This is a genomic window from Pseudovibrio exalbescens (assembly GCF_028737195.1).
In the GTDB taxonomy this organism is placed as follows: Bacteria; Pseudomonadota; Alphaproteobacteria; order Rhizobiales; family Stappiaceae; genus Pseudovibrio; species Pseudovibrio zosterae.
The window spans coordinates 833,134-856,908 of record NZ_JAQZAJ010000001.1; the positions used below are offsets into that span (position 1 = coordinate 833,134).

23 protein-coding genes are annotated in these 23,775 nt (G+C 54.9%); 13 read left to right on the forward strand and 10 right to left on the reverse strand.

Annotated elements, in window-relative coordinates:
* Nucleotides 1-73 precede the first annotated feature (73 nt).
* Both PUV47_RS03970 and PUV47_RS03975 read right to left on the reverse strand, forming a co-directional pair.
* Nucleotides 74-718: a uracil-DNA glycosylase family protein gene (locus PUV47_RS03970; RefSeq protein WP_274217157.1), complete on the reverse strand. Its 645-nt coding sequence runs from the start codon at nucleotides 716-718 to the stop codon at nucleotides 74-76.
* A 9-nt stretch (nucleotides 719-727) separates the two neighbouring features.
* Entirely contained in the window at nucleotides 728-1,339 is a 612-nt protein-coding gene (locus PUV47_RS03975) for a glutathione S-transferase (RefSeq protein ID WP_274217159.1), read from the reverse strand.
* A 203-nt stretch (nucleotides 1,340-1,542) separates the two neighbouring features.
* Here PUV47_RS03975 and PUV47_RS03980 point away from each other — a divergent pair, with 203 nt between their 5' ends.
* Nucleotides 1,543-3,081 carry a sensor histidine kinase gene (locus tag PUV47_RS03980; RefSeq protein WP_274217160.1) on the forward strand — a complete coding sequence of 513 codons (1,539 nt, stop codon included), beginning with the start codon at nucleotides 1,543-1,545 and terminating at the stop codon, nucleotides 3,079-3,081.
* A 47-nt stretch (nucleotides 3,082-3,128) separates the two neighbouring features.
* On the opposite strand, the gene cobT is transcribed toward PUV47_RS03980, so the two are convergent.
* A complete protein-coding gene (gene cobT / locus PUV47_RS03985; protein WP_274217426.1) occupies nucleotides 3,129-4,157 on the reverse strand; it encodes a nicotinate-nucleotide--dimethylbenzimidazole phosphoribosyltransferase in 1,029 nt (342 codons plus the stop codon).
* A gap of 151 nt (nucleotides 4,158-4,308) precedes the next feature.
* On the opposite strand from cobT, the gene PUV47_RS03990 reads away from it, so the two are divergent.
* The 4 genes from PUV47_RS03990 to PUV47_RS04005 all read left to right on the forward strand — a co-directional run bounded on the left by PUV47_RS03990 (nucleotide 4,309) and on the right by PUV47_RS04005 (nucleotide 7,385).
* Entirely contained in the window at nucleotides 4,309-5,127 is an 819-nt protein-coding gene (locus tag PUV47_RS03990) for an adenosylcobinamide-GDP ribazoletransferase (protein WP_274217162.1), read from the forward strand.
* A gap of 127 nt (nucleotides 5,128-5,254) precedes the next feature.
* Nucleotides 5,255-6,457 carry an alpha/beta hydrolase gene (locus PUV47_RS03995; protein WP_274217164.1) on the forward strand — a complete coding sequence of 401 codons (1,203 nt, stop codon included), beginning with the start codon at nucleotides 5,255-5,257 and terminating at the stop codon, nucleotides 6,455-6,457.
* Nucleotides 6,458-6,483: 26 nt separating this feature from the next.
* Entirely contained in the window at nucleotides 6,484-6,684 is a 201-nt protein-coding gene (locus tag PUV47_RS04000; protein ID WP_274217166.1) for a DUF1289 domain-containing protein, read from the forward strand.
* Complete coding sequence (locus PUV47_RS04005) at nucleotides 6,684-7,385, forward strand: retropepsin-like aspartic protease family protein (RefSeq protein WP_274217167.1); 702 nt, start codon at nucleotides 6,684-6,686, stop codon at nucleotides 7,383-7,385. Before PUV47_RS04000 ends, PUV47_RS04005 begins: the two co-directional genes overlap by 1 nt.
* A 6-nt stretch (nucleotides 7,386-7,391) precedes the next feature.
* On the opposite strand, the gene PUV47_RS04010 is transcribed toward PUV47_RS04005, so the two are convergent.
* From PUV47_RS04010 to betI, 5 genes are all read right to left on the reverse strand, one after another.
* Nucleotides 7,392-8,213, reverse strand: a complete 822-nt coding sequence (locus PUV47_RS04010; RefSeq protein WP_274217168.1) for a sulfite exporter TauE/SafE family protein — start codon at nucleotides 8,211-8,213, stop codon at nucleotides 7,392-7,394.
* 39 nt (nucleotides 8,214-8,252) lie between these two features.
* Nucleotides 8,253-9,305, reverse strand: coding sequence for a tRNA dihydrouridine(20/20a) synthase DusA (gene dusA, locus PUV47_RS04015; protein WP_274217169.1), 1,053 nt, complete (start codon nucleotides 9,303-9,305; stop codon nucleotides 8,253-8,255).
* Between the two features lie 244 nt (nucleotides 9,306-9,549).
* Nucleotides 9,550-11,034, reverse strand: a complete 1,485-nt coding sequence (gene betB, locus PUV47_RS04020; protein ID WP_274217170.1) for a betaine-aldehyde dehydrogenase — start codon at nucleotides 11,032-11,034, stop codon at nucleotides 9,550-9,552.
* A gap of 10 nt (nucleotides 11,035-11,044) precedes the next feature.
* Complete coding sequence (gene betA / locus PUV47_RS04025; protein ID WP_274217171.1) at nucleotides 11,045-12,697, reverse strand: choline dehydrogenase; 1,653 nt, start codon at nucleotides 12,695-12,697, stop codon at nucleotides 11,045-11,047.
* Nucleotides 12,698-12,727: 30 nt separating this feature from the next.
* Nucleotides 12,728-13,327, reverse strand: coding sequence for a transcriptional regulator BetI (gene betI, locus PUV47_RS04030; RefSeq protein ID WP_274217172.1), 600 nt, complete (start codon nucleotides 13,325-13,327; stop codon nucleotides 12,728-12,730).
* Nucleotides 13,328-13,602: 275 nt separating this feature from the next.
* Here betI and PUV47_RS04035 point away from each other — a divergent pair, with 275 nt between their 5' ends.
* The 6 genes from PUV47_RS04035 to PUV47_RS04060 all read left to right on the forward strand — a co-directional run bounded on the left by PUV47_RS04035 (nucleotide 13,603) and on the right by PUV47_RS04060 (nucleotide 19,050).
* Nucleotides 13,603-14,562, forward strand: a complete 960-nt coding sequence (locus tag PUV47_RS04035; protein ID WP_274217173.1) for a choline ABC transporter substrate-binding protein — start codon at nucleotides 13,603-13,605, stop codon at nucleotides 14,560-14,562.
* Nucleotides 14,563-14,654: 92 nt separating this feature from the next.
* The gene (gene choW, locus PUV47_RS04040) at nucleotides 14,655-15,503 is read left to right on the forward strand and encodes a choline ABC transporter permease subunit (RefSeq protein WP_274217174.1); all 849 of its coding nucleotides are present in this window, start codon (nucleotides 14,655-14,657) and stop codon (nucleotides 15,501-15,503) included.
* Nucleotides 15,500-16,558: a choline ABC transporter ATP-binding protein gene (gene choV, locus PUV47_RS04045; RefSeq protein ID WP_274217176.1), complete on the forward strand. Its 1,059-nt coding sequence runs from the start codon at nucleotides 15,500-15,502 to the stop codon at nucleotides 16,556-16,558. Before choW ends, choV begins: the two co-directional genes overlap by 4 nt.
* Before the next feature lie 96 nt (nucleotides 16,559-16,654).
* Nucleotides 16,655-17,134, forward strand: coding sequence for an Lrp/AsnC family transcriptional regulator (locus PUV47_RS04050; RefSeq protein WP_274217177.1), 480 nt, complete (start codon nucleotides 16,655-16,657; stop codon nucleotides 17,132-17,134).
* A gap of 193 nt (nucleotides 17,135-17,327) precedes the next feature.
* On the forward strand, nucleotides 17,328-18,449 hold the full coding sequence (locus tag PUV47_RS04055) for a saccharopine dehydrogenase family protein (protein WP_274217178.1): 1,122 nt from the start codon (nucleotides 17,328-17,330) through the stop codon (nucleotides 18,447-18,449).
* 115 nt (nucleotides 18,450-18,564) lie between these two features.
* On the forward strand, nucleotides 18,565-19,050 hold the full coding sequence (locus tag PUV47_RS04060) for a hypothetical protein (RefSeq protein ID WP_274217179.1): 486 nt from the start codon (nucleotides 18,565-18,567) through the stop codon (nucleotides 19,048-19,050).
* A 31-nt stretch (nucleotides 19,051-19,081) separates the two neighbouring features.
* Here PUV47_RS04060 and PUV47_RS04065 read toward each other — a convergent pair whose 3' ends face one another.
* Nucleotides 19,082-19,858, reverse strand: a complete 777-nt coding sequence (locus PUV47_RS04065) for an SDR family NAD(P)-dependent oxidoreductase (protein WP_274217181.1) — start codon at nucleotides 19,856-19,858, stop codon at nucleotides 19,082-19,084.
* A gap of 439 nt (nucleotides 19,859-20,297) precedes the next feature.
* On the opposite strand from PUV47_RS04065, the gene PUV47_RS04070 reads away from it, so the two are divergent.
* Nucleotides 20,298-21,065 carry an IclR family transcriptional regulator gene (locus PUV47_RS04070; protein ID WP_274217182.1) on the forward strand — a complete coding sequence of 256 codons (768 nt, stop codon included), beginning with the start codon at nucleotides 20,298-20,300 and terminating at the stop codon, nucleotides 21,063-21,065.
* 57 nt (nucleotides 21,066-21,122) lie between these two features.
* On the opposite strand, the gene PUV47_RS04075 is transcribed toward PUV47_RS04070, so the two are convergent.
* Nucleotides 21,123-22,619, reverse strand: a complete 1,497-nt coding sequence (locus tag PUV47_RS04075) for a CoA-acylating methylmalonate-semialdehyde dehydrogenase (RefSeq protein ID WP_274217184.1) — start codon at nucleotides 22,617-22,619, stop codon at nucleotides 21,123-21,125.
* Between the two features lie 153 nt (nucleotides 22,620-22,772).
* Here PUV47_RS04075 and PUV47_RS04080 point away from each other — a divergent pair, with 153 nt between their 5' ends.
* Nucleotides 22,773-23,651: a LysR family transcriptional regulator gene (locus PUV47_RS04080; RefSeq protein ID WP_274217186.1), complete on the forward strand. Its 879-nt coding sequence runs from the start codon at nucleotides 22,773-22,775 to the stop codon at nucleotides 23,649-23,651.
* The last annotated feature ends 124 nt before the right edge of the window (nucleotides 23,652-23,775 follow it).

A 23,775-nucleotide genomic window follows, 5' to 3' on the forward strand; every position in this document is an offset into this window, starting at 1 on the left:
TTAGACGGAAGGTTGCAGACAGCTGCATTCCATGGCCCTTGCAGCAATGTCTGGCCAATTCCTACAAGGTCGCCTAAGCCATAAGCCGGGCGACCTCTTTTTTTACAAGCGGCAAGACCTGCTCCTCAAACCATGCATTCTTCTTCAGCCAGGCGTTGTTGCGCCAGGAGGGATGCGGCAATGGCACAACAGCTGGCCCCTCACCTTTTTCTCGACGCTTCGATGTCACCTCCCAGATCTCCTTAAAATTGGCGATGGTTTCGCGCGAGCGCTTTGATGCAAGTTCACCCAAGTGGTACTGATGCGCGTGCGCGCCCACTGCAAACACGGTTTCAAGCTGAGACATGTGGCGAAACACATGATCATGCCATGTCCGCCGGCATTCCTTACGCGGCGGCTTGTCGCCCCCTTTGCTATCAAGACCGGGAAAGCAGAACCCCATGGGCACAATCGAAAGCAAATTCGGATTATAGAACTGAGCCTCTTCGATGCCCATCCACTCCCGAAGGCGCACACCTGAGGGATCCGTAAACGGACGCCCGGAAGCGTGAACCCGCGTCCCCGGCGCTTGCCCACATATGCATAAGCGCGCAGTGCTGGAGAAGACGGCCACAGGCCTTGGCTCGTGAGGTAGAGGCGCCCCCAAAGGCGCCTCGACGCAAACACGGCATGAAGAAATCGCGTCCTCAAGCTGCGTTAAGGTATCAAATGCGCTCAAGGACAGGCCTCAACTGGCAATACTTGGTCGTTGTTTGACCTCACCAAGCCAGCGATGTAGGTTTGAAAGGCTTTCCGGCACTTCAACCTTGGCAGGACGTGTGAAAATCATAGCCACATAGGTCGTAATATCCGCAATGCTGAACTTATCTCCGGCCACAAACTCATTCTTTGCAAGTTGCGCGTCGAAAACTTCCATGGCTTCCAACGCTCTTGGACGATTGGCCTCTGACCAGTCCTTGATCTGCGGCACTTCCAATTTGGCCATTGCTGGATGGGAATGGCGGAACACACTGGCAATTGCCAGTAGAAGATTAAGTTCTGCGCGCCGGTTCCACATTTCAATAACCGCCTGTTCCTCGGCAGAAGACCCCATCAACAACGGCTCAGGCTGAAGTGCTTCGAAGTAACGGCAAATTGCCACCGATTCAGAAATCAGCGTCCCGTTGTCCAGCTCCAGCACTGGAACACGCTTCATGGGATTGAGCGCTGTGAAGGTCGGAGTTTGAGCCTCCCCCTTCATGATATCCAGCACTTCGGTTTTAACGTTAATGTTCTTTTCTTTAAGAAAGATCTCTACACGCACCACGTTTGGTGCCCGCTCTGAAATAAAGAGTTTCAAAAATCGCCTCCCTCAACTCAAAGAAGAATCTATGAGATTTCGCAGTGTACTTGTTCCAGTATGACGCAGCAAACTAAACTGCGCAATTTTGTATTTACCAAATATTTACCATAGTATTCAGAGCATTATTAAGGAAAAGTGTTCATGGTGGCCAAATAGGAAAGTATCCGCTCAGTCTAAATCAAAAACAGGCCACCTTCCTGATGAGCAAAGTAAACACGACGGGTCGCAATGAGACGAACAAAATTGACGGAGCACGCGCTGCGCGCCGCCGACAGTTTGCTCAAACTCTGCGTTCAAACAGTGGGAGACTGAATTCCAAGCCCGCTGAGCTTGGTTTTGAGCCCGAGCTGGTCTTCATGTTCGTGAAGAACCGCCTGAGTGCCGCCTACGCGCTTCCTTTGTTCATGAGTGTGGTCGCGGCCATTTCTTCACTATGGCTGCCGTTGATGTGGATCTCGGGATGGTTGTTTGGTGCCCTTGCGCTTCATCTCCTCATCAACTGGCGCACCCGGCGCATTGAACTGAAGCTCCTGAAACGGCGCAAGCTGAAGTCCATTAAGCTCCAACTCACTTTGAGCGATGGTATCTATGGTTTGATCTGGACCAGTTTCCTGCTTTTGAGCCTGAAACCCATGCCCGTGAATGGCCTGGACGTCTTTCAGTTTGCCACTGTTCTTATCGTCATCGCCATGAGTACCATGCTGTCATCGGCGCTGCCCACGGCCCTGTTGGCTGCGACAGTACCGATCACAGCGACACTTGTTGTCTGTTTTATGAACTATGGTTCGTCCATTCACTTCGCCATGGCTGCCATGGCCATCGGCGCTCAGGGGTTCTTCATCATCCTCAGTCACCAGCTTCACGCCTCGGCGCTGACCATGCTGGCGACACGCGCCGAAAAGGATGACCTGATCGCAGAGATGGAACAGGTGAACGCTCTGGCCTTGGAGAGCCGCCGCCGTGCAGAGGAAGCCAATCTTGCCAAGTCGCGCTTCCTTGCCACCATGAGCCACGAACTGCGCACGCCGCTGAACGCCATTTTGGGCTTCTCGGAGGTGATGAAAGACGAGGTCTTGGGCAAGATGCAGAACCAGACCTATCTGGATTACGCAAGCGACATCCACAAGTCTGGTCAGCACCTGCTCAACCTGATCAACGAAATTCTGGACCTCTCCCGGGTGGAAGCTGGCCGCTATGAATTGAATGAAGCGCCCCTTCCCCTTGATGAAGTTGTTGAGGCGTGCAAGGGCATGATGCAAATGCGCATCAAAGCAAAGAACCTTTCCTTGAGCGAACGCTACGAGGCTAACCTTCCGCTATTGGTGGCCGATGAGCGGGCTGTGCGGCAGATGGTTTTGAACCTGCTTGCCAATGCAGTGAAGTTCACTCCTGATGAGGGCGAGATTTTCATTACCGTCGGATCGACCGAAATGGGCGGCCAGTTCGTTAGCATTGCGGACAACGGTCCTGGCATTCCAGAGGACGAGATACCGTTGGTCCTACAGGCTTTTGGTCAGGGCTCACAAGCCATTCAAGGCGCAGAGCAAGGAACTGGCCTCGGCCTTTCCATTGTGCAAGCGCTGGCGCACATGCATGACGGACGCTTTGATCTGGATTCAAAGATGGGTGAAGGAACGATTGTACGCATCGAATTTCCGCCAAGTCGTGTTGTCCGCGATCCAAGCTCGCCGTTCACACACCCTGAAAACAGCTTCGATGGCATGTTAAAGGCGGGATAAGCCGCAAAGCTCCCCGCCCGTTCAACTCAGCTCAAAGCCTGAATGGCTCAGTCGCCTGCTGCGTTCTTCACGCCTGCCATTTCAAAGGTTGCCATCCCCGAGTGGGTCTGCGCAGCCGCCTTCACGATGCCGGCGGCGACAGCTGCACCAGTGCCCTCACCCAAACGCATTCCAAGGTCCAGAAGCGGATTTCCATTCATGGCTTCAATGGCCTTACGGTGCGAAGGTTCTGCGGAGGCATGCGCAAACATGCAATGATCAAGGGCGGTCTTGTCCATCTGATAGAGAACGGCTGCTGCCGAGGTCGTGACGAAACCGTCGATAAGAACCGGAACGTGCTGCATGCGCGCGGCGAGAATGAGACCCGTCATCGCGGCAATTTCACGACCACCGAGACGGCGCAACACTTCGAATGGCTCCATGGACTGAGGGCCGCCACAACGCGCCACCGCGTCTTCCACCGCCTTCACCTTGAGTGCCAATGCCTCGCCCTTGACGCCTGTGCCGGGCCCTACCCATTGTTCAGCCGTACCGCCGAACAGAGCATAGAAAATGGCCGCAGCGACGGTGGTGTTTCCAATGCCCATTTCACCAAGGCACACCAGATCAGAACCACCGGATAAAGCCTCCATGCCAAAAGCCATGGTGGCAGCGCAGTCCGCTTCCTCAAAAGCGTCTTCCACGCAGATGTCGCCGGTTGGCACTTCCAATGCCAGTTCAAAGACCTTCAGGCCAAGATCGTTGGCGATGCAAAGCTGGTTGATGGCCGCTCCGCCTGCTGCGAAGTTGGAAACCATCTGCTCGGTCACTTCAATTGGAAACGCGGAAACGCCGCGCTTGGCAACGCCGTGATTGCCCGCAAAAACTGCAACCAGTGGCCGGGTGACGCGCGGCTTTGGGTTGCCTTGCCAAGCAGCCAGCCATTCCACGATTTCTTCCAGACGCCCCAGAGAGCCCTGCGGCTTTGTCAGCTCTGCTTCCCGTTTTTTTACAGCAGCTACTGCTTCCATGTCTGGTCCCGGCATCGCCTCCACGAGTGCTCGAAAATCGTCAAAGGGCAAACCAGTGGTGGACATGGACATAGTATTTCTCCAGCGCGAGTAGTCAGCGGTTCTGCGTGTCGGTACTGTGTGTTCTATAAGCAAGCGCGGGTGTTTTACAATCGCCGATGAGAGGCACATGTGCCCAGCCATTCCTTCAGTCAATAGGCGCAAAAAGTTACAGAGCATGCCCAACCAAGGCCCCGTGGAGAAAACGGAAACACGCGAACAGCCGTTAGCCGTTGATATCGTTACGTGCATTCGTTTCTTCTCACGCATTCCCGTCCCATCCATTGGCCGAAATGACAGGCTGGACCACGCACCAGACTTTCGCCGTACTGCACGCGCTATCCCTCTGGCCGGGCTGTTGATTTCTTTACCCGCAGCGTTGGTTCTGCTGATTTTTTCCTTCACTGGCCTGCCAGTCTTGACCACAGCTTTGATTGCTGTCGCAACGACAGCGATTCTCACTGGCTGCCTACATGAAGATGGCCTTGCCGATGTCTTCGACGGTTTCTTTGGCGGCACCACCCGTCAAAAACGCCTTGAGATCATGCATGACAGCCGCATTGGCACATTTGGGACGTTGGCACTGATTTTCACCATAGGTCTGCGGATCGTTCTGCTTGGCACTGCCCTGGAAGAGATTGGCGGCTTTGCCACGGCCATGCTCTATCTGATGGCGGAGACCATCGGCCGCAGCAGCATGGTTGCAGCCTGGCACAGCCAGCCGAGCGCCAATCCGGGAGGGCTCGGTCACCGGTTTGGTTTGCCGGATTGGGAAGCAGTGATCTGGAGCGTTCTTACGACACTTGTCCTGTGGCTCCTGACTTTGCTTGCGCTCCCCCTCTCACAGCTTCTTCTCGGTTCAATCGTCTCACTGGGCGTTGCTGTTGGCTTTGTTGCTGTGGCTCGCAGCAAGATAGGCGGTGTGAGCGGGGATGTTTTGGGCGCACTGCAGCAAATTTGCAGCATCTCGTTTCTATTTGGATGCGCCTTGCTGTGAGGCTTCACAGAGCTGACCTCGAATCATGTAATTGCTCTAGGTGAATTTTTGCGCCCCCTTATCAGCGGGTTGGCGCTGCGGTACTGCATAAGAAAAAATCAGATATCGATTTTAAAAGGATCATCCTTTGAGTGCGCCTGTTCGGTCTAGTTGGGTTGTTCGCGGCCTCGCCATCTTTTCTCTGGTCGTTGTTGCAGCGTGCGCCTCTCGCCCGTACAGCGGTGGCATGCAGGTATCGCTAGAACCTGCACAAGGCACGACCGAGACCGATATGCTGATTGCCACGACGCGTGCCCGCGCTGAAGAGCCGGACACGCTGTTTGGTACCCAGCGTCAGGAGCGCCTTGATTTCGCTGAGGTCACGGTTTCAATCCCACCAACGCACACGCCTGGAAACATCGAGTGGCCGAGTTCCCCTCCCGGTGATCCGAATACGGACTTTGTGGTACGCTCTGCCGCCTTCATCGACGGCGAAACCGCGTTCCGCTCCGAACTGAGCAGCAGGCTGCGGGCCAAGCCCAAAGGCAGCCGCACCGCTCTGGTTTTTATCCATGGCTACAATACGCTGTTTGCAGAGGCGGTGTTCCGGTTCGCCCAGTTCACAGCAGACTCCAAGTTTGACGGGGTGCCCGTGCTTTTCACTTGGGCCTCTGAAGGCGACGTGACCGGCTACGTCTACGACACAAACAGTGCGACAATCGCCCGAAACGGGCTTCAGCAAACGCTGCTCGACGTCGCTGCAACAAAGCCGGATGAGATCATCATCATGGCTCACTCACTGGGCAACTGGGCATTGCTTGAAACGCTGCGCCAAATGGAGCTATCCGGAAACAGCATCGTCGATCGGTCCAATGTAACCGTGGTGATGGCTGCCCCTGATGTCGATCTGGACGTATTCCAGCACCACATGGAGCTGCTGCGCAAGCCGAACAACCCGTTTGTAGTCCTTACTTCTCAAGATGATCGGGCCCTCGGCGTTTCCGGAACCCTTGCAGGCGGCCGGGGACGCGTTGGTTCCTTTTCCGATACGCAGGAACTGTCGGAGCTGGGTGTTATCGTACTTGATTTGACCGACCTTGAAGGCAACGACGCTGCCAACCACAACAAGTTTGCACTGCTTGCAAATCAGATTCCGCAGGTTGCAAGCGCTGTTTCTCAGCAAATTGATGGCGACATCGCCCGAGAGCGTGGTTTCTCCCGTTCGGTGGGCGATGCGGGCCGCGACCTTGGCAGCTTCATTGGCAATGCAGCCAGCGTAGTTATTACGGTACCGGCCTCCATTGCGCGGGCCGGACGCACCACATCAGTGGTTCCATCAGGCGATTACTGAGTATAGAAGACACTGCTGCTTTACCGTTGGAGGCCCCTATCGTCGAAAGTCCCTGTATAAAGGTCTGTCAGATTGACAGGCCAACTGGATTGTGTACCGGCTGCTTGCGAACGCTCGAGGAGATCGCCACATGGTCTTCCATGAGTGATGCCGATAAACGGCTCACCAACAGCCGTGTGGCGCAGCGTCGTTCCGCTGCCGGTCAGAAACTGGAGCCCAACCTGTAATGCTGAAGTTCGGCCTGTACTTTCTTGTAGGTGCCATGATCATTGGCGTGGTTTCCGGTTACATGATGGGCCCGGACTTCTATTCCTCCGAGCTTCACGAGATCGGGCCGCAAATGGTCGGCCTTTTGAGCGTCTTGCTTCTCGTCAGCGCGGGACTTGTGGCACAGCGTCCGTCGGGTGGAGAGGTGTTGAAGTCCATACTGCTTTGGGGCGGTCTTGGTCTGCTTCTCGTTGCGCTCTACTCCTTTCGCCACGAGTTCTCCATGATCAAGGACAGGGTGATGGCAGAACTGATGCCCGGCAACACCGTGACAACGGCCGCTGGCGAAATCGCCATTGCCCGTTCTGGAAACGGTCAGTTCGTTCTCAACGCTCTTGTTGATGGTACCAGCATTCAGTTTCTCGTTGATACGGGTGCTTCGCACATCACTCTTACCTCTGATGACGCGCGCCGCGCCCAGTTTCCAATGGACCGGCTCCGCTACACCGTGCCTGTTCAGACAGCCAATGGAACCGGCTTTGTAGCGCCGATCCGCATCGACCATCTTCAGATTGGGGATGTGACGCTGAACGATGCGCGGGCATTCGTGGCCCAGCAAGGCATGCTAAACTCAAGCCTTATGGGCATGAGCACATTGGACCGGTTCAGCGGCATTCGTGTGGAAGGCGATCGAATGATTCTGACGCCTCGGGGCAGCTAGGCCCGCTCAAATCAGGCTGAAGGCAAAACGGGCGCATACGAACAACAGGAAGATCCCGAAAGCCACTTCCAAATGACGGCGCTTCATGTAGTGAGCGACACGCGCTCCGATCGGTGCCATGAAAATGGAGAGGGGAATGATGATCGCAACCGCAAGCAGGTTCACATAGCCCAGTGACAGCGGAGGCAGATCCCCCTGCCCCCATCCTGCTGCGATCATACCCAGCACACCCGGAATTGAGATCAGCACTCCAACGCCAGAGGAAGTTGCTACGGCCTGGTGGATTGGCCTGTTGAACAGGGTCATGAAGGTGTTGGTCATCACCCCGCCGCCAATGCCCATCAGCGTGCTGAAAAAACCGATACACATGCCAATGAATGCGCGTAGGGGGTTGCCCGGAACATCGTCGCCCAAGCGCCAGCTTTCTTTGTTGAACAACATGCGCATGGCCACGAAGAAGGCTGTGATCATGAAAATGGCCTTCAAACCATCCCCTGAGATCCACGAGGCAACCCAGGCAGCAATCACGCCCCCGGCAGGCACAGCAACAAGCCAGCTTTTCAGGAGCTGATGATCCACCGCGCCGCGGGCATTGTGCGCAAAGAATGAACGCAGAGACGTGGGCACAATCACCGCGAGGGATGTTGCCACGGAAACATGCATGGCAATGGATGGATCGACACCTGCAGGCACAAGAACGGACAATAAAACTGGCACAAGGATCGCTCCCCCGCCAATTCCAAAAAGGCCTGCCATGAAGCCAGCCAACCCACCGGCGGCCAGAAGCGCTCCAACCAGAGGCAGGAGTTCAGCTGAAAAGTGATCCATCAGTATACCCAGTAAATACGGTGGGCGAACGCCCAACCTTTAAAATGCAGTTGCCCCAATTCCTTCAGGCTCGTCCGCGCCGAACCCACCCACCTTTGGCTGAGATACGGCAGCCATTGCCTGTTCAACCACCTCGATGCCTGCGCCCTTCTTTACCGCCTCTGTCGTCATGATGCGGCGGAAATGGCGAGCCCCCGGAACACCTTGATAGGTGCCAAGCATATGGCGTGTGATCTGGGAGAGCTTTGTGCCCTTCTCCAGCTCCTTCACGATGTATGGAATGTAAGCGTTCACCGCTTCTTCAGCGGAAATGTCAGGGGTATCGGCGCCAAAAATCCGGCGATCCACGCTCGCAAGCAGCATTGGCGAGTGGTACGCTGCGCGGCCCATCATCACACCGTTTACTTTGCCAAGGTGCGTTTCCGTCTCTTCCAGAGTGGCGATGCCCCCATTTATGCCGATGAAGACATCTGGATGCTCTTCCTTGAGGCGGTAGACCAGCTCATAATCAAGCGGCGGGACATCCCGGTTTTCCTTGGGGCTCAACCCCTGAAGCCATGCTTTGCGAGCATGGACCCATATGGCATCGGTGCCTGCCTTGAGTACCTCTCCCACCAGCGCGCGAAGCGCTTCTTCGGGCTCCTGCTCATCAACGCCAATCCGGCATTTGGTGGTTACAGGAATGGAAACCGCGTCCTTCATGGCCGCAATGCACTCGCCAACGAGCTGAGGCTGAAGCATGAGACAGGCCCCAAAACTGCCATTTTGAACCCGGTCAGACGGACAGCCGACATTGAGGTTGACTTCATCGTAGCCCCACTCCTCAATCATCTTGGCGCATTCAGCGAGCGCTTTGGGATCAGACCCACCAAGCTGACAGGCTACCGGCTGTTCACTCCGGTCAAAGTTGAGATGCCGATCACGATCGCCGTGAATCAGCGCACCGGTGGTAATCATTTCCGTATAAAGCAGCGTGTTGCGGCTCAGCACGCGGTGATAAGACCGGCAATGTCGATCGGTCCAGTCCAGCATGGGTGCAACGGCAAAAACTGGCTGAGCAAGGTCGTAGAGTTTTTTGGTTTGATCGGTCATTCACAGCCTATGGGACTTCATAGCCTTCACATGCTCTGCAACGGAGCATCAGGCATTCTCATCATTCTCAAGATAAGTGGCAGACGTTTCGCAAGGCCGCCTCGCCGGACGCCCAGAACCTGCCTTCGTTGCTGCAACTTCTAAAGCTGTCGGCCTTTGAGCACAACAAAAAGATCGGACAGATAAAAACGGCGCGAGCAGCATGTGCCACCCGCGCCTCAATTAAATGCTGCTCAGCCAGTCGTTACCAGCCTGCTTCCACGTCCCCCATTTCAACGTAAACGCTCTTGACCTGGGAATACTGGTCCAACGCCCAGTGCCCGTTTTCACGGCCAATTCCAGACTGCTTGTAACCACCAAATGGCATCTCTACCGGTGTCAGGTTATAGTTGTTGACCCAACAGGTTCCCGCTTCAATCTGGTCAATAACGCGGTGGGCACGCTGGATGTTTTGGGTAAACACGCCAGCCGCGAGACCGAACTCCGTGTCATTTGCGCGTGCGATCACGTCGTCTTCATCTTCGAAGTCGAGCACACACATGACCGGACCGAAGATTTCTTCGCGGGCGATGCGCATGTCGTCCTTCACCTCTGTGAAAATGGTTGGTTCCACATAAAGGCCTTGAGGACACGCACCAACATCTGCGCGCTTACCCCCATGAAACAGGGTTGCCCCTTCTTCCTGACCAACTGCGATGTAGTTCATGGTCTTGTCGAACTGCATCTTGGAGATCATCGGCCCCATTTGGGTTTCTTCGTTGAGCGGATCGCCCAGGAGAATGGCACTCGTGCGCGCTTTGAGGTTGGCCAGGAACTTGTCCTTGATGCTCTTGTGCACGAACACGCGGGTGCCGTTTGAGCATATCTGGCCGGAAGAATAAAAGTTGCCGTTCATGCACGCAGCTACCGCGTTTTCGATGTGCGCATCTTCAAACACGATGATTGGAGACTTGCCGCCCAGCTCAAGACTGAGGTGTTTGAGCGACTTGCTGGCGTTTTGCGCGATAATGCGACCTGTCGGAACAGAGCCCGTCAAAGACACCTTGTCGATTTCGGGGTGGTTCACCATCAAGCTTGCCGCTTCACGGTCGCCTTGCACGACATTGAATACACCATCGGGCAAACCGGCTTCAGTCAAGATTTCAGCGAGCTTCAATGCCGAGAGCACGGTCTCTTCCGAAGGTTTGAAAATCATGGCGTTGCCTGCAGCAAGCGCGGGAGCGGCCTTCCACGAGGCGATTTGAATTGGATAGTTCCATGCGCCAATACCTAGGCAAATACCAAGTGGCTCTCGCTTGGTGAACGCAAAAGCGCCACCCAGATTGATGTGTTCGCCGTTTTCAGTCGCCGCTATGCCTGCAAAGTAGGCGAGCGCCTCTGCACCCGAGGCAGCATCCGCGACCAACGTCTCTTGAAGAGGTTTGCCCGTGTCCAAGGTTTCAAGAACCGATAGCTCATGGTTTTTGGCACGCATCAGCTCCGCTGCCTTGCGCAGCACCTCGGCGCGTTCTGCCGGGCTGGTTTTCCGCCAAATGGCAAAGCCGGTCTTGGCGCTTTCAATGGCCTTGCTGAAGACTTCTGGCGTTGCAGCGTGAACCCGCGCAATCACTTCTTGGGTTGCGGGATAGATTGAGGCGATCTCCGTGCCAGCCACGTCCTCCACATAGGCACCGCCAATGTAGTGCGAGGCTTGCGGCTGCGCCCGCAGCGTTTTCTTGTCAGTGGTCATGATCTCGTCCTTATCTTTGCTGCGTTTGCCAATGGGGGTGGATCCACGGCGCATCCTGCACCGGAGCCAGCGGTGTTTGACCGAGAATATGGTCCGCGGCCTTCTCACCCACCATCATGGAGGGGCCGTTCAAGTTACCATTGGTGATTTGCGGGAAGATGGAGCTGTCGACAACCCGAAGGCCTTCCACGCCAATGACGCGGCATTCTGGATCGACGACCGCGCCCTCATCCTCTGCATCGCCCATACGGCATGTCCCACAGGGATGATAAGCGCTCTCCGCGTGTTCCCCAATGAAGGCGTTCAGCTCTTCGTCGGTTTGAACCGCTGCACCCGGCTGAATCTCTGCCCCGCGGAATGGCGCAAACGCGTCCTGTCCAAAGATCTCTCGGGTCAAGCGGATACACTGGCGGAAGTCTGCCCAGTCTTCTTCATGGCTCATGTAGTTGAACTTCACCTTCGGTGCTTCCAACGGATCTGCGGAATTCAGCGTGACAGCGCCCCGGCTTTTCGAACGCATCGGGCCCACATGAGCCTGAAAGCCATGGCCTTCTGCTGCGGCTTGTCCGTCATAGCGCACGGCAAACGGCAGGAAGTGGAACTGGATGTCTGGATACTCCACCCCTTCCTTGGAGCGGATAAACGCGCAACTTTCAAAATGGTTGGACGCGCCCTTGCCAGTCTTGGTGAACAGCCACTGGGCACCTATCAGCGCCTTGGAAAACAGGTTCCAGTACTTGTAAAGGGTGATGGGCTGAATGCAGGCCTGCTGGATATACAGCTCCAGATGATCCTGAAGGTTCTGCCCTACCCCGGCCCGATGAACAAGCGGCGTGATGCCTTGAGCCGAAAGGGCTTCAGCGTCACCAATGCCCGACAACATCAGCAACCGCGGTGAGTTGATTGAGGACGCGGAGATGATGACCTCGCGGGTGCAGGTAACCTTCTCGACGTTATTGCCCTTTCTGTACTCCACCCCAACCGCGCGCTTGCCTTCAAACAAGATGCGCTGTGTCAGGGCGCCCGAAATCACTTCAAGGTTCTCGCGGGACTTGGCAGGCTTCAGGTAGGCGTTGGCGGCGGACCAACGACGACCGTTGTAGACGGTCATCTCCATCTCGCCGAAGCCTTCCTGCTTGTAGCCGTTGTAGTCTTCGGTCGTTTGGTACCCAGCCTGTTCGCCCGCTTTGACGAATGCATCGTAAAGTGGGCTCCAACGCGCACCGCGCGTTACATGCACAGGACCTTTTCGGCCGCGCCAGCCCGCATCGCCGGAGTGAGCCTGTTCCATGCGCTGATAGTAGGGAAGAACTTCCGCATAGGACCAGCCCTTTGCACCCATCTGTTCCCAGGTATCGAAGTCCTTGGCATGCCCACGAACATAGACCATGCCGTTGATGGAGGACGAGCCGCCCATCACCTTGCCGCGTGGCGTCACAAGACGGCGTCCGCCCAAATGCGGTTCCGGTTCCGTCTGATAGCCCCAGTCGTAAAATGGCATGTTCATGGGATAGGACAGCGCTGCTGGCATCTGGATGAATGGCCCCATATCGGTGCCTCCCATTTCCAGAAGCAAAACCTTGTTGCGCGGGTCTTCAGAAAGGCGGTTTGCCAGCGCACAGCCAGCAGAGCCCGCCCCTACGATGATGAAATCTGGTTGCATAGTGCTCAATTTGTTGTTTTTGACAGCCCGTCAGACGTCTTCTGTCGCCGGCTGTGCCTGAAGTACGAGTTCAACGTGATCCAATGCCGTTTCTGAGGCTTCTTGTGGGTCTGGATGGTCACCGGCAAGCGCCATCTGAAGCCAAAGCCCATCAATCAACGCCGCTGTGGATCTGGCGGCCTTAACCGCTTTCGCCCGTGGCATAACGCCTGTGAACTCGTGGATAAGGTTGGATATCAGGCGACCATGATAGACGCGCAGCAGTCGCCGAGTTTCTGTTTCGGTTCGCGCCTGAACGTAAAACGCCAGCCAGGCTGAGATGACCTCAGGCCGGAACTGCTCCGCACTGAAGCTCCCTTGCACGATTGCCCGAATTCGCTGCTTCGGGTCGGTCAACGGCAGCATGCGGGACTTGACCTGCATGGCCAGATCCTTGAGCAGCTTGACCATGGTCGCGTTCAAAAGCAGCGCCTTGGAGCCAAAGTAATGATGCGGCAGGCCCGTGGAGACCCCGGCCTTCTTGGCGATCTGAGCCATTGTCGCTTCAGAATACCCACGATCATGAATCACGGTAATCGTTGCATTGATGATGGACGCCTTGCGATCCGCTACAGTTTGCGCTCGCCCCATACCAATTTCCCCTTACACACAAGAAAATTGATTGAACAGCCAATCAATATTTTCCCTCTTTTAGAGTACCTTGGAGCGATTGAAAAGTATTGATTTGCATACCGGTGTATTTTTTCGCAAAAAGTTCCCCTTGATATAAATTGTTGCACCGCCTAATAGCTAAGGAGGCGATCACAAGACGCACATCAATTGGCCGAAGAAAATTAAAATAGGCAGCATTATTGCAAGTCAAACAAAGATAAGGCCAATTAAAAACTCTAAAATGGGGGATTTACATGACTTTTACTCTACAGAAAACACTTGTAACCCTTGGCTCTTCGCTCGCAATACTACTTAGCGCAAGCGCAGTGCAGGCGAAGGATCCGGAAGCGTGTGAAACCGTGCGCTTCTCAGATGTAGGCTGGACCGACATCACCGCCACCACTGCAACTGCTGCTGTTGTATTGGACGCCCTTGGGTATGAGCCAGAGGTAAAAGTTCTCTCCGTACCAGTTACTTACGCATCACTTGCCAACAACGATCTCGACGTTTTTCTTGGCAACTGGATGCCTACCATGGAAGCAGATATCGCTGCTTACCGTGAAGCAGGTACCGTTGAAACCATTGCAACAAACCTCGTCGGCGCCAAGTATACATTGGCAGTACCAAAGTACACTTACGAAGCAGGCCTAAAGTCCTTCGCCGACATCGCCAAGTTCCGTGATGAACTGGATGGCGAAATCTATGGCATCGAAGCGGGCAACGACGGCAACCGCTTGATCCTGGACATGATCGAGGCCAACGCTTTCGATCTTGAAGGATTTGATCTGGTTGAATCGTCCGAGGCAGGCATGCTTTCACAGGTCTCTCGGAAGGTTCGCCGCGAGCAGCCAATCGTCTTCCTTGGCTGGGCACCACATCCGATGAACTCCAACTTCGAGATTGAATATCTTTCAGGTGGCGACGACTTCTTCGGCCCGAATTATGGCGGCGCGGATGTTCGCACCAACGTGCGTGCAGGCTATACCGCCGAATGTCCGAACGTCGGCAAGTTCCTGACCCAGCTCACCTTTACGCTTGAGATGGAAAACGAACTGATGAACGCCATTCTCAACGAAGGCGAAGACCCACAGGATGCCGCTCGTGCATGGCTGAAGAACAACCCAGAGGTAATTGACGCCTGGCTTGACGGTGTCACTACTTTTGACGGCCAAGACGGCCCGGTTGTGGCCAAGTCCGCCCTCGGCCTTCGGTAACATATTCATTCGCAAGGTGGCGGGGGACGCGATTCAGTGCCCCTCGCCACGCGTTCAGTGCTGTTCAAAACACTAAAATTTGAGGTATTCGCGTGGATTGGCTAACCGACCACAAACTTCCCATTGGCACCTGGGCCAAATGGGTAGTGGACTGGCTTACCGACAATGCCACAGCCCTTTTTGATGGTATCTCTATCGCAATCGAAGCGATGATTGATGCGGTCTTGTGGGCGCTAACAACACCGCATCCGCTGATAATCGTCGCACTAGCCACAGCGCTCGCCTACGGCGTGCGCCGCAAGATTGGCTTCTCTGTTTTCGTCGCGCTCAGCCTGCTGCTGATCATCAACCAAGGCTACTGGTCCGAAACCACTGAGACCCTCGCCCTGGTCTTGTGTGCCGCCTTCATCTGCATGTTGATTGGTGTACCGATTGGCGTTTACAGCGCCCATCATCCCAAGTTTTTCGAATGGATACGGCCTGTTCTTGATCTGATGCAGACGATCCCAACCTTCGTCTATTTGATTCCGGCCCTCATCCTGTTTGGATTGGGCGTTGTGCCGGGCCTCATCTCGACCGTCGTGTTCGCACTGCCTGCCTCCATTCGCCTCACGCAGCTTGGTGTTGTTTCCACACCAACGCATCTTTTGGAAGCAGGTGAGGCATTCGGGGCGACTTACTGGCAAAAGTTGTTCAAGATCGAACTCCCCTACGCCCTGCCAAACATCATGGCTGGCCTTACGCAAACCATCATGCTCTCACTCTCCATGGTCGTTATTGCCGCCCTTGTTGGCGCAGATGGTCTTGGCGTGCCCACCCTTAGGGCACTTAACACGGTGAACATTGCAAAGGGCTTTGAAGTGGGCACGGCAATTGTGCTGGTGGCTATCATCCTGGACCGTTTCTTCCGCAGCGATCAAAAGACGGAGACAAACAAATGAGAGACTTGAACCCAAGTCGCGCCATCTCCTTTGAGAACGTCTCCATTGTCTTTGGCAACAATCCTGAGGCAGCGCTTGAACTGGTGGACCAGAACCGTTCGCGAGAGGACATCCTCAAGGAAACAGGTCAGCTGGTTGGTGTCGCCAACGCAAGCTTTGACATTGAGGAAGGCGAACTGCTGGTTCTCATGGGCCTTTCCGGCTCCGGGAAATCGACCTTGTTGCGCGCCATCAATGGCCTCAACCCGATCAGCCGGGGGGCGGTTCATGTTTCCAATGGCGATGCATTGGTCAATCCCGGCACTTGCAGCACCAAGGACTTGAGAGAGCTGCGCCGCCACGGCGTTGCCATGGTGTTTCAGCAGTTCGCGCTGCTGCCATGGCGCACGGTGCGCAGCAACATTGGCTTTGGCCTTGAACTCTCTGGCATTTCGGGCGTAAAAAAGCGGGAGTTGGTTGAACGTCAGCTGGAACTTGTGGGGCTCAAAGACTACGCAAACAAGTATGTCCATGAGCTTTCAGGCGGCATGCAGCAGCGTGTGGGCCTTGCCCGCGCCTTTGCAACGGATGCCCCTATCCTGTTGATGGACGAACCCTTCTCGGCCCTCGACCCGCTCATTCGCGCGCACCTGCAGGACGAGCTTCTGGAACTGCAACAACAGCTCAACAAGACCATCGTGTTCGTCAGTCACGACCTTGATGAAGCAGCCAAGCTTGGCAGCCGCATTGCAATCATGGAAGGCGGCCATGTTGTGCAGATCGGCACTCCGCAGGAAATTGTCACCAAGCCAGTGGATGAGTATGTGGCAAACTTCGTGTCCCACATGAACCCACTCAATGTGCTTCGCGCCAAGGACATCATGACGCCCGTCGCGGTGACTGAAGCACCTGTACACGAAGCTGGCCGCCCGAACTGCCTTGCCGACGCGCCGCTCCGGCAGGTCATTGAGGTCAAGAAGGCCACCAATGAGCCCATAACAGTGCTCGATCATGGCAAGGTTGTTGGTAGCATCACCGAGTCCGACATTCTGAGCAGCCTCAGTTCGTCGTCCTAGCCTCGTTTTTTCTGTGTGATTTTGTCAGAGGCATAAATATCGCCCTGACAAAATCACGGAGGCCCGGTTATATTGCCGGAAAAGGACCCATCGCTAATGCCTGACATTAAAGACGACCTCGACCGCAAACTGATTTCCATCCTGCAAGCCAATGCACGGGAACCCGTGTCTTCTATTTCAAGACGCCTCAATGTAGCCCGGTCTACAGTTCAGGAACGCATCACGCGGCTGGAAAGAAATGGCGTCATTGCAGGCTATACAGCGCTCTTGGGAGATGTCCACGCTGGGCAGCAGGTTCAAGCCGTTGTCATGCTCTCTGTGGCACAGCAACAATCCAAGACACTGGTAAAACAGCTGGAATCCTATCCGGAAATTCGCGTTTGCTACACCATCTCCGGTGAGTTTGATCTGTTCTTGATCGTGGAACCGAGCCGCCTTGAGGAGTTGGACGATATTTTGGACGAGATTGCAGCCATCCCGGGCGTGGTGCGCTCCCGAAGCTCAATTGTGCTCTCCAAAAAATTCGAACGCCAAAAGCCGATTGCACCATCAAATCCGCTTAGCTCTGCTCTTTAAAGGTACAGAGCCCGCGGATTGGGAGTTTAAATTGATTCTAACTCCCCTAGCGGAATTCGACAGAAATCCGTCAAAATACCTATTTAATCAGCGTAATCACGGATATTACCGACAATTCGGCAGATTGCCCTCTCACTTTCGTAAGTATCAGCCCGTATACTTGAGCGCTTAGGCATTCGAGTGGAGGGCTCATATGACGAAATGGCATGTCGGAATTGTTGGCGCTGGCAAGATTGGCGTCATGATTGCAGCGCTTTTGAAAGAGAGCGGCGATTACACCATAGCCATCTTTGACCAGAACGAAGACGCCTTGAAGGCTCTCAAGGATGTTGAGCGGGTTCGGATAGACGTCAGCGATGAAGATGCATTGGCTGCGGCGCTTGGAAACGTGGACGCGGTGTTGTCCGCTGCTCCTTTCTTCCTTACCCCGGTTATTGCCAGAGCCGCCAAGCGCTCCGACACGCATTACCTAGACCTGACAGAAGACGTATCTTCTACCAATCTCGTAATGGATCTGGCCAAGGATGCCAGCTCTGCCTTCGCACCGCAATGCGGCCTCGCACCAGGCTTTGTTTCAATTGCCGCCCATGATCTGGCCCGTAAGTTCGACAAGTTGGAGAACCTTACTCTGCGCGTTGGCGCCCTGCCCCGCTACCCTACAAACCGATTGAAGTACAACCTGACATGGTCTACCGAAGGCCTGATCAACGAGTATTGCAACCCGTGCCTTGCCATTGTTGATGGCACATTGACGGAGGTCGCGCCGCTTGAAGGACTGGAAACGTTCTCGCTTGAAGGCGTAGACTACGAAGCGTTCAATACCTCTGGTGGCCTTGGGTCCTTGCATGAAACCCTTCGCGGCAAAGTTAACTCTCTCAAATACCTAAGCATTCGCTATCCTGGCCACCGGGAAATCATCAGCCTTCTGCTTCAAGATCTGGGCCTCAAGAACCGCCGCGATCTTTTGAAAGAGGTGATGGAGACCGCGCTGCCGACCACCAAGCAGGATGTCGTTGTAGTATTCATTACAGCAAGCGGCATGATTGACGGTCGTCTGGAAGAACGTTCCTACCTGAACGAGATCAACGCTGGCCAGATTGCAGGCACTCACTGGAGTGCGATCCAGATCACAACGGCTGCCGGCATTTGCGCAACGCTGGACATGATCCGCGAGGGACGCCTTGCCAAATCTGGCTTCATCAAGCAGGAGGACATTCCTCTTGAAGCGTTTCTGGCGAACCGCTTCGGCGCGCTTTATTTGGGGCACCGGTCAATTCAAGACAACGGGGAGCCGAAATTGCTCGCCGCAGAGTAACAAAAAGACCGCTTTAACTGTTTTCGGCCTGAATTGAATGGATTCAGGCCGTCTTCTTGATCACTCAGGAAAGGTCAGGCACGGTGCATCTATAAAAACCAGAAGAAGATGCCCCATGTTTTCACGCCCCCAAAACCTAAAAATGCTCGCCAGTGCCCTTGCATTGATCTTTGGCTACGCTCCCACAATCGCAGCACAGACCACTCTTCAAAAAGCAACATTGCCACCCCTTGCGGTTTACAAGGAGCTTGCTGAGGGCTCCCAGTTCACGAGCTGGGTCACATTTCAGGAAACGGCCGACCAGCAGATCATCCACTTCAAACCGATCCTGCTTCTGCATTGCCGGTTGAAGGAGCTGCGTTATTCCATTGACAACAAGGGCCTTAAGGAACGTTTCCCGGTTCCGCCCTGCAATTCTGTGGCGCCCTTTGCCATGCCGAGCAGCACCTCATTGGCAGACACCGCTTTGGTTCTTGCTCCCGGGACGGCTGACGCCGTTGCTGTTCAAGTGATCTGGCAGGATGGGTCTGCCAGCCGTGTTGGATACTTCGAACCGTGCCGGGACGTCGGTTCAGTTCCCTGCGCCTATCCGCTGAATTAGCTTCAAGCAGATAGGCCCAGAAGTATCTCGTTCAGCTCGGGCCAGTTAGATTGATTGGGCCCCTAGACGCGCTCAAGCCCCCATCCACCGGCAAATTAACGCCGGTAATGAAAGAAGCCTGATCACTTGCCAAAAAGAAGACCGCATTAGCCACTTCAACCGGCTTTGCAATCCGCTTCAACGGGACGGACTTGGCGTAATTCACAAGGTCACTTGGCGCAGCCCCTCTTGCAAACAACTTGCTGGCAAGCGCCATGGGCGAAACAGCGTTCACCCGAATGCCGTAGTCTGCATAGTCCAGTGCCATTGATTGTGTCAGGTTGAGAACGGCACCATTTGCAGAAGTAGACACAGCTGTACTACCACCGGTAAGCCCATCAGCATCCGAAGTAATGTTGACCACGGCACCACCGTGCTGCTCCATCATCATGGGCAAGATGTGTTTGCACGTGAGAAACACGCCCTTCACATCCACGTCGAAAACCCGCTCCCACGCGAAGACTTCCATCTGGTGTACCGCGCCACACTTCAGGTTGGCTGCGTTGTTCACCAGAATATCGCATCCGCCAAGGCGCTCTGCCACCGCACCCGCTGTTTCCTTGACGCTCTGTTCTGAAGAGAGATTACAACGGCAATACTCTATGGTGACTGCGTCATTGATTGCTTTCAGTTCGTCGGCTACGGCTTCCCCATCGTCGCGATGTTCGATGCCAGTGAACAGCACGTGGTTGCCAGCTTCTACGAAGCGCTTCACCACATCCTTGCCGAACCGTGAGGTGCCGCCAGTGACCACAACTCTTTTGTTCATTTTTTACTCCACGCCACAAGCGCAACGCTTCCCAGCGCTGCTTATTCTCTCCAGAACCCGTTAGAACCACGTGTCACCGGAAAGCTCACCCAAAGGCGGTTCCCAATGAACCTCCGCTAATTTGCCACACGGGATCATTAGGTGTACGCCGCGAAAACCACAGGGTGATCAAAGTGTTCAATACCAATCCTTGAGTGTGTATCACGCACACATTTAAAAACAATGACGTGTTTACCAACAATGGATAGGTTGCATGCACTACGTCATAACCCCATGCGACAGTGTGTTTTTTCCCAATGGTTTGACAATAAGGAACCAGTTCGAATATTTTCAACAGAGGGCAGTTCTTGAAAATCATCTTCTGCGTTAAGCGCAAGCACCCGTTGTGATTGAGAGACCTTCGTGAACCGGCGGCACTAGGTAAGAAAGTTTTTGAACCTTGGAACAGAAGAAGACAAACCAGTCAATTGACCGTGCCGTGAGCATACTCAGCTTCATTGCAGAGAATGGGAACAGCGCACGCTTGATGGATATGTGTGATGCTCTGGACCTAAAAAAGAGCACGTTGCACGGCATTCTCGCCACCATGCAGATCCATGGGCTGATCACTCAAGACACAGACACCTCCCGTTACTCGCTGGGCATCAAGCTGTTCGAGCTGGGCAAGATCTACGAAGAGAATTTCTCCTTGCGCCAAGTCATTCGGCCAACTCTGGAGCGGCTTTCAGCGGAGTTCAAGGAAAGTGTTCATGTGGGCATCTTGACCGAAGATAGCGTGCTTTACATGGACCGTATAGACTCGCCCTACTCCATTCGCGTTGCTGCAAAGGCAGGCCACAAAGCGCCGCTCTATTGCACCGCCATGGGGAAAGGGATTCTGGCCTACTCCAGCGAACAGCGTCAGGAAGACTACCTTGCCAAAGGCCCGTTTCCGCGGCTGACGGAAAACACGCTCTGCACAGCAGACGAGCTTCGCGCCGAGTTGCGGGCCATCCGCCAACGCCAGTGGTCCATCGACAACGAAGAAGTCGAGATGGGTCTGATCTGCATTGCCTCACCTGTGGTGAATGGCGATGGCAAAGTAATTGCCGCCATCGGCATCAGTGGCCCCAAGCACCGAACGGATGAAGCAACTCTGGACTCCTGGAAGGCCGCCATTCCAGCGGCGGCACGGGATCTGTCCCAAACGATGCGCTTTACCCGCTAACAAAAAAACGGGCCCCACATCTGAGGCCCGTTTTTTGTTTTCTTTGCCAGCCAAGCCCTACTTCATGGTTGGGATCACGAACTCTGCACCGTCTTTCAGGCCTGACGGCCAACGGGCCGTGACGGTCTTGGTACGAGTGTAGAACTTGAAACCATCCGGACCGTGTTGGTTCAGATCGCCGAAGCCAGAGCGCTTCCAGCCGCCAAACGTGTGGTAAGCCAGCGGCACCGGAATCGGCACATTTACACCAACCATGCCAATATTGATGCGAGAGGCAAAGTCTCGTGCCGTATCCCCATCGCGGGTAAAGATGGCGGTGCCGTTGCCGTATTCATGGCTCATAGGCAGGTCCAGCGCCTCGTCATAGTTTTTAGCGCGGACCACGGACAGAACCGGACCGAAAATCTCTTGCGTGTAGATGTCCATATCCTTGGTAACATGGTCGAACAGGCAGCCGCCCATGAAGTTGCCGTTTTCATAGCCCTGCAGTTTGAAATCACGGCCATCGACGACCAGTTTTGCACCCTGCTCCACGCCACGGTCCACCAGTCCCTTGATCCGTGAGAGCGCCTCTGGCGTGATCAACGGGCCAAAGTCGACATCGTCACCGGCTGTATAGGGCCCGATCTTGAGGCCTTCCACACGCGGAGCCAGCTTCTCAACCAGCCGATCCGCCGTATCTTCACCAACAGGTACTGCCACAGAAATGGCCATGCAGCGCTCGCCCGCTGCGCCGTAGCCTGCGCCAATCAGCGCGTCCACGGCCTGGTCCATGTCCGCATCCGGCATGATGATCATGTGGTTCTTGGCCCCGCCGAAGCACTGAACGCGCTTCCCGTTGGCGCAGCCGCGGGTATAAACGTACTCGGCAATTGGCGTGGAACCCACAAATCCAACGGCCTGAATGATCGGATCATCAAGAATGCCGTCCACGACTTCCTTGTCTCCGTTCACAACGTTCAGAACGCCTTCAGGCAGGCCTGCTTCCATCATCAGTTCAGCCAGCATGACCGGCACCGTTGGGTTGCGTTCGGATGGCTTCAAAATGAACGCATTACCCGCCGCAATGGCAGTACAGAACTTCCACATCGGGATCATGGCGGGGAAGTTGAAGGGCGTGATGCCAGCTACAACGCCCAGCGGCTGGCGCATGGAATACATGTCGATGCCCGGCCCTGCGCCCTCAGTAAACTCACCCTTCAGGAGATGAGGCGCACCGATACAGAACTCCGCCACTTCCAGACCGCGGACAATATCGCCCTTTGCATCCGGAAATGTCTTGCCATGCTCGCTGGAGAGCACTTCGGCCAGTTTGTCCATATCGCGGTGAAGCAGGTTGACAAACTGCATCATGACGCGGGCCCGGCGCTGCGGGTTGGTAGCGCCCCAGCCAATTTGTGCCTGTGCAGCGTTTGTGACTGCTTCACGCAATTCATCAAGGTTTGCCAGCGCGACCTTGCCGGTCACTTCACCGGTTGCCGGGTTGAAAATGTTGCCGAAACGACCAGAGCGCCCAGGTACGCGCTTTCCTCCAACAAAGTGGCCCAGTTCCATCTGCTTCCTCCCAAATAGTTTCCAGATCACGCTTTTCAGCAGATTACCAGATTTTACGTAGGCCCAGAATGAACTATATTTATTGCAGTTCAACCTGATATTTGACGAAGCCGTTGTGCATTAATTAAAGCACATAACCGCATTGGAGATCCTATGAACTGGGATGACACCCGCATTTTCTTGAGTGTTGCGCGCAACGGGCAAATCCTCGCCGCTGCCCAGCGCCTTGGTATCAACCACGCGACGGTCGCCCGTCGGGTGACAGCCTTGGAAGATGCGCTTCAAACAAAGCTTCTTGAGCGCGCAACAACAGGTTGCTCCTTGACGGCGGAAGGCGAACGCTTTCTGGAATACGCAGAGGTGATGGAGGCGCAAATGCAGGATGCGCAAGCTGTCATTGGCGGCATGGATGTGGAGCTTTCCGGGACCGTGCGCATTGCCGCCCCGGATGGCTTCGGCGTGAACTTCCTTGCGCCTCGCCTCGGAGAGTTCAACGAGAAGTACCCCAATCTCACTGTTCAACTGGTCCCCCTCCACCGCAGCTTCTCCTTGTCGAAACGAGAAGCAGACATTGCGATCAACGTGGGGCGCCCCGAGCATGGCCGCCTCGTGACCCGCAAGCTGGTGGACTATTCCCTCAATCTCTATGCTTCCAGAGAGTACATTGAAAAACACGGCGTACCGCTTACTTCCGATGATCTCAAGCAACACCGACTGATCGGTTATGTGGACGATCTCGTGTTTACCCCTTCCCTCAACTATACCGAGGAAATCCTGAAGGGGTGGCGCTCTTCACTGGAGTTCGCCAGTGCGCTTGCCCAAACAGAAGCCGTTCGCGCGGGCGCAGGCATTGGGGTGCTTCATGCTTTCATTGCCAATCAGGACCCGACATTTGTGCGCGTACTGCCGGAGCGGCGCATTGAGCGCAGCTATTGGTTGCTTACCCATGAAACCACAAAGAACCTTCGCCGGATCAAGATGCTAGGTGACTTCATTGTTGAGAGCGTACTGGCCGAACGGCATTTGTTTTGATCCTTGTTCATTCATCGAAACAGCAACAATAGGCCTTCAACCTCAAGATTGTTCACTAAAACGCGTACTGTGTGTTCACTTTCAATCCGCGCCGAGAACGGTATGTTGATTTCAACGCAGACAT

Bases quoted from the DNA above. Each gene is read 5' to 3' on its own strand.
- PUV47_RS03980 (WP_274217160.1), top strand. From the start codon at position 1,543: ATGAGCAAAGTAAACACGACGGGTCGCAATGAGACGAACAAAATTGAC.
- cobT (WP_274217426.1), bottom strand. From the start codon at position 4,157: ATGTCCACCACTGGTTTGCCCTTTGACGATTTTCGAGCACTCGTGGAG.
- PUV47_RS03990 (WP_274217162.1), top strand. From the start codon at position 4,309: ATGCCCAACCAAGGCCCCGTGGAGAAAACGGAAACACGCGAACAGCCG.
- PUV47_RS04005 (WP_274217167.1), top strand. From the start codon at position 6,684: ATGCTGAAGTTCGGCCTGTACTTTCTTGTAGGTGCCATGATCATTGGC.
- PUV47_RS04010 (WP_274217168.1), bottom strand. From the start codon at position 8,213: ATGGATCACTTTTCAGCTGAACTCCTGCCTCTGGTTGGAGCGCTTCTG.
- dusA (WP_274217169.1), bottom strand. From the start codon at position 9,305: ATGACCGATCAAACCAAAAAACTCTACGACCTTGCTCAGCCAGTTTTT.
- betB (WP_274217170.1), bottom strand. From the start codon at position 11,034: ATGACCACTGACAAGAAAACGCTGCGGGCGCAGCCGCAAGCCTCGCAC.
- betA (WP_274217171.1), bottom strand. From the start codon at position 12,697: ATGCAACCAGATTTCATCATCGTAGGGGCGGGCTCTGCTGGCTGTGCG.
- betI (WP_274217172.1), bottom strand. From the start codon at position 13,327: ATGGGGCGAGCGCAAACTGTAGCGGATCGCAAGGCGTCCATCATCAAT.
- PUV47_RS04035 (WP_274217173.1), top strand. From the start codon at position 13,603: ATGACTTTTACTCTACAGAAAACACTTGTAACCCTTGGCTCTTCGCTC.
- choV (WP_274217176.1), top strand. From the start codon at position 15,500: ATGAGAGACTTGAACCCAAGTCGCGCCATCTCCTTTGAGAACGTCTCC.
- PUV47_RS04050 (WP_274217177.1), top strand. From the start codon at position 16,655: ATGCCTGACATTAAAGACGACCTCGACCGCAAACTGATTTCCATCCTG.
- PUV47_RS04055 (WP_274217178.1), top strand. From the start codon at position 17,328: ATGACGAAATGGCATGTCGGAATTGTTGGCGCTGGCAAGATTGGCGTC.
- PUV47_RS04060 (WP_274217179.1), top strand. From the start codon at position 18,565: ATGTTTTCACGCCCCCAAAACCTAAAAATGCTCGCCAGTGCCCTTGCA.
- PUV47_RS04065 (WP_274217181.1), bottom strand. From the start codon at position 19,858: ATGAACAAAAGAGTTGTGGTCACTGGCGGCACCTCACGGTTCGGCAAG.
- PUV47_RS04075 (WP_274217184.1), bottom strand. From the start codon at position 22,619: ATGGAACTGGGCCACTTTGTTGGAGGAAAGCGCGTACCTGGGCGCTCT.
- PUV47_RS04080 (WP_274217186.1), top strand. From the start codon at position 22,773: ATGAACTGGGATGACACCCGCATTTTCTTGAGTGTTGCGCGCAACGGG.